The organism is Vibrio sp. 10N.222.54.E6 (genome assembly GCF_041473955.1).
In the GTDB taxonomy this organism is placed as follows: Bacteria; Pseudomonadota; Gammaproteobacteria; order Enterobacterales; family Vibrionaceae; genus Vibrio; species Vibrio tasmaniensis_A.
The window spans coordinates 1-3891 of sequence record NZ_JBFRTD010000072.1 but is presented as its reverse complement, the minus strand read 5'-3'; the positions used below and the strand labels follow the sequence as shown (position 1 = coordinate 3891).

Here is a 3891-nt window from a genome sequence, read left to right as displayed (position 1 = left end):
TTTTTTCCTAATCAATCTTTCCAAATCGCGCGCGCAGGGCGCCCAGACCAACGGCTATCGTCTAAGACAAAGTAAACATCCATCGTATCGATGTAGTGATTGTCTTTGTCGATGAAAGGGAAGACGGTGAGTTTTTTAACGTCTTCTTGGCTTCGCTCTGGCTCCCCCTCTCGATTGCGCCTTGGCAGTAAGGTAAAGGCGGAAGGTGGGGCGAGACGCGCTTGAGAAGAGACCGTGGCGTTACCACTGCCTCCGGTATAACCGTATACGTTGTCTCGAACTTCGTTCATGGTGACGCAACCTGAAACGCCGCCGACCTGAGCGCAACTGTATTCGCTCTCAAAGCCCGCGCTACAACCGGTCAGACCTAAGAGTATCGATAGTGAAAACAAAGCGTGCCTATTCATGGTGATTCCTCACGCCCAAAGCCCACGCGGCTTAACCCTTGTTGGGTGATTTTTTGCGCTAATGGGTTGATGGGGGCGGTTTGAGTGGTTGGTGGAAAAGAGGAGGCGTTGGTGATGACATCCAAGAGCTGATTGCTGTTGGAGACTTGCTCACGCTGCTCATTCATACGCGTTTCGTATTCATCGGCCAGCAATGGATCTAATGGAAAGCCTTCCAAAAAGACAATATTGACGATGGCACCAGGATTGACTTCCACTATCGGATGATAGAGTTCGGCCAGTTTGATGTAGTAGTCCGCCAATTTGCTGCCAACGCTCTCCGTGGCGCCGCCAAGCAGATTCAAGCCAATTTTATCGCTGTTGATGCTTTGACTTGGGCCGAGCGCCGTCGGTGTCGTGGTTTGTGCCAGCGCTTTACCTGCATCCCCTACGCCTTGCAAGATCCCCGCAATGCCGGCCATTTGAACGATCTTACCGTTTTTCAAAATGGTGGTACCGCGAATACCATTGCGACCAAAGTTAAACACGGTCGCATTGACGGGGATATCGAGAATATCGCCATTGGGTTGTATGCAGCTCATTCTACTGGTGCGAGCGACGCCGCGGCTGGATGAGATCTCACCGTAGACGGCGCCGGTGATCGTGCAATCCTTCAATTTAGAGGCCTGACCGTTGGGTAAGACCCCCTGATTGACTGTCTGAAAGACAATCGGTGAGGTATCCCCTTGTCCAGAGACGCCCCCATTAGCATCAGCGCCGCCGGTAATTACGGCGGTCACAAAGGTGCCGGTTGGCACGTAGTTATCGGTCGTGCGACGGGATTGTTTCTCCTCGACACTGGCTTGCCAGTGAAATTCAAAGCTATCAAAGGCATCACCACTAAAGGCCACATCATCTTGCTCTTGGTACTGGAACTCATTCACCTTGGCGTTATCCATGTTGCTATTAATGGCCGGTCTTGGGGGCAGTTTGTATTGGCCAAAGGTGTCTCCCTGGTTGGTCTCGATGCCGTGTTGAGTCGAAGGATCGCCTGCCTTGAGGGTTGAGGCTAATTGCGTCTCAAGCTGCGCCTTGAGCGCGTCAACTTCATCGAGCTTTTGTTGCATCTGCTGCTCAAGCTCTGTCAGTTGCGATTTTGTATCGCGCTCATTGGCCTTTTTAATGTTCTCTAACTCAGAGGTTAAGCTTTGTCCAAAGCGACTTAATGTGCCTTCAAACCGCGCTAAGCTTTGTTCTATTTGGTTGATTTTGTCTTGTTGAAACGTCAGGGCGGACTGGTTGTCTTTGTCGGTAAAATCATCGGTGACGACAGCGCCAAATCCGACATCTTGAATGCCCTTGCTTGGCGCTTGGGGAGACAGTGTTAACCGCCAAACAACAAAAGCCAGGGCGGTCAATATCAGCAATACCGTGAGCGTAATGGTGCGATTGCGCTTTCTTGTCACGGCATTGATCGTGCCGCCGTCTTCAAAGTCCCCGTCGGTGTCTTTGAAGACGCGTTTCTTAAAACGGCCCAAGGCGTCTTTTTGTTTATCGAGCATGGGTGGCGCCTCCTCCAGTAATGAGATAGAGCGTGGTAGTTTGCCCAGGTTTTAATTGATAGGCATCGAGCGCGGCTGAGCGTGCGGAATAGCTGTAGAACTGCGCGGTGGTCAGCGCCATGTCACTGCGGCTTTGATTTTTGAGCTGATAAACCACCCCAGAATAATGACGGCCCACGAAGACCGTTTGAGGGATGATGGCCAGTGACGCTTCATCTTTGGGTAAGGTTTTGGGGTCAACGTCGTGACGTTTAAAACCAGCAATGGGAGCGCCATCATGGACAAAACGTATCATGGCTTTGGTGAGCGCTGTCATGGCGGCGGGATAATCCGCCGCCTGCTCAATCGGGCTTTGCTGCTCTTTGTAATTTTGCGACCAAACAAACTCCGTGACCAAAGATGGTGTAGCTTTGGGGGTAATAAACAGCGCAAACAATCGCCCTTTCTCTGTCGTCAGGTGCGCGGTAAACGGTAAGGGAAGGTTAATTTTTAAGGTGATGGAGCCGGAAGCGTCTTTTTGGTTGCCCGTTGAGGTGCAAAACCCTTTCGGGCAGACGATCGAAATAATACGGTCATTGTTGACCAGTAAACGGTTCACGTTAATGGAAGAGAGTGACAAGGGGATCGTGTCGCCTTCGTCAAACTCATAGCTCACCATGGCGGCATTTTCAGCCAGGGCAAAAGAGGGGATGAAAAAGACCACCCAAAGCGCGATGGATAAAAAATAAGGGTGCCATTGCTGCGATGGGGTGAATGATTGCTCATAAAGATTCATCGGTGTTGACCTCGACTTCTTCAATGGAGAGTAAACCTATGACGCCTTGGTCATAGCTAAAGTTGACTTGATACCACTTCATCTCCGGATCTAGTGCGCGTTGGCCTACGTGCTTTTGGAGTTTCCCGTAGAGTTGTACTTGGAGAGTGTCGAGAGAAATTCGGACCAACTCGACAGAAAATTGGCTGCTGATGTTATCTTTTTTAACCACCGTGGCTTCTCGAAGCAGCTTAGGTTGAACGTTGTACCAGCTTGTCTCGTCTAAATATTCAAGTAACTGACCAAACTGACGTCCAACGCTTGCCGGCGTGATGTTGAGTTTCAGGTAGAGAAGATAATCCGCCATTTGCTCAAGATAAGGTTCATCGACCGCGCCATCCGAAACCGTAAAGGCTTGAGAGAGGGTGGGCGGGACTAGGGTTCGGCTTTGATGGGTAAGGGCTTGATAACTGGTGTAACCCAACACCAGGTTAGTGATAAGCATAACAAGAAAGCCTGCACTCAAAAAAAGATTGAGGAGGCTTTTGACGGCCAGCTTATCCCGTTTAACAAACGGATCCATGATGAAGGGTCTCCTTAGAAAATCCAGTAACGACGACAGGCTGAGGGGGTACGCTTAAAGAGGGTGGGATGGACAAAGGAAGCCCCCCACCAATAAAGTGACAAGGTAACTATGTTGTCACCGTATTGCGCTTTGATGTAACGTAATCCCCCAAACCAAGCCAGCGATAACGTCAGCCCTATCATTTCGTGTTTAAGCCAGAATGAGAGGCCAAAAATGCAGAGGGCAGGCACGAGTTCATCAACTGGGAACCCGAGCCAGCGACGACCTTTGTTCATGTGTTTTGGAATAGAAAAAAACTGATGAGGGTCTTCCATTGTGACTCCTTAGCCTAAGCCGACGAGTGGTGCTCCAACATTCCACAAGACTGAGCCACCAATGAACCCGCCAACGGCCGCAAACCAGTTACGGCTCATCAGTCCAGTAACGACCGCCCCCGCAAGCCCAGTCCCCAGCATCGCGGTTTCAACCGCAGAGCCTTTGCCCGCCGAGTCTTTCATGGCTTGTTTACCTGACGCGAAGATATCGGCAGCCAGAGCGGGCTGAGTGATAAGAAGTGTCGAGACAGCAACGCCAAGCCCGACAAGGAGGGTGCGCTGGGTGCGT

Annotated in this window: 6 protein-coding genes; all 6 read right to left on the bottom strand. The window is 50.9% G+C overall.

Annotation, left to right across the window (positions count from 1 at the left end; all coding sequences use genetic code 11):
• Window positions 1–11 precede the first annotated feature (11 nt).
• Window positions 12–407: a type IV conjugative transfer system lipoprotein TraV gene (gene traV, locus AB4513_RS24410; RefSeq protein ID WP_102258478.1), complete on the bottom strand. Its 396-nt coding sequence runs from the start codon at window positions 405–407 to the stop codon at window positions 12–14.
• Window positions 404–1948: a TrbI/VirB10 family protein gene (locus AB4513_RS24405; protein ID WP_076647806.1), complete on the bottom strand. Its 1545-nt coding sequence runs from the start codon at window positions 1946–1948 to the stop codon at window positions 404–406. Before AB4513_RS24405 ends, traV begins: the two co-directional genes overlap by 4 nt.
• Window positions 1938–2723, bottom strand: coding sequence for a type-F conjugative transfer system secretin TraK (traK, locus tag AB4513_RS24400; protein ID WP_017096434.1), 786 nt, complete (start codon window positions 2721–2723; stop codon window positions 1938–1940). Before traK ends, AB4513_RS24405 begins: the two co-directional genes overlap by 11 nt.
• Window positions 2710–3285 carry a type IV conjugative transfer system protein TraE gene (gene traE / locus AB4513_RS24395; protein ID WP_016800090.1) on the bottom strand — a complete coding sequence of 192 codons (576 nt, stop codon included), beginning with the start codon at window positions 3283–3285 and terminating at the stop codon, window positions 2710–2712. Before traE ends, traK begins: the two co-directional genes overlap by 14 nt.
• A gap of 14 nt (window positions 3286–3299) precedes the next feature.
• The gene (gene traL, locus AB4513_RS24390) at window positions 3300–3602 is read right to left on the bottom strand and encodes a type IV conjugative transfer system protein TraL (RefSeq protein ID WP_016800089.1); all 303 of its coding nucleotides are present in this window, start codon (window positions 3600–3602) and stop codon (window positions 3300–3302) included.
• A 9-nt stretch (window positions 3603–3611) separates the two neighbouring features.
• On the bottom strand, window positions 3612–3891 hold a 280-nt coding region (gene traA / locus AB4513_RS24385; RefSeq protein ID WP_017096435.1), incomplete at its 5' end, for a type IV conjugative transfer system pilin TraA.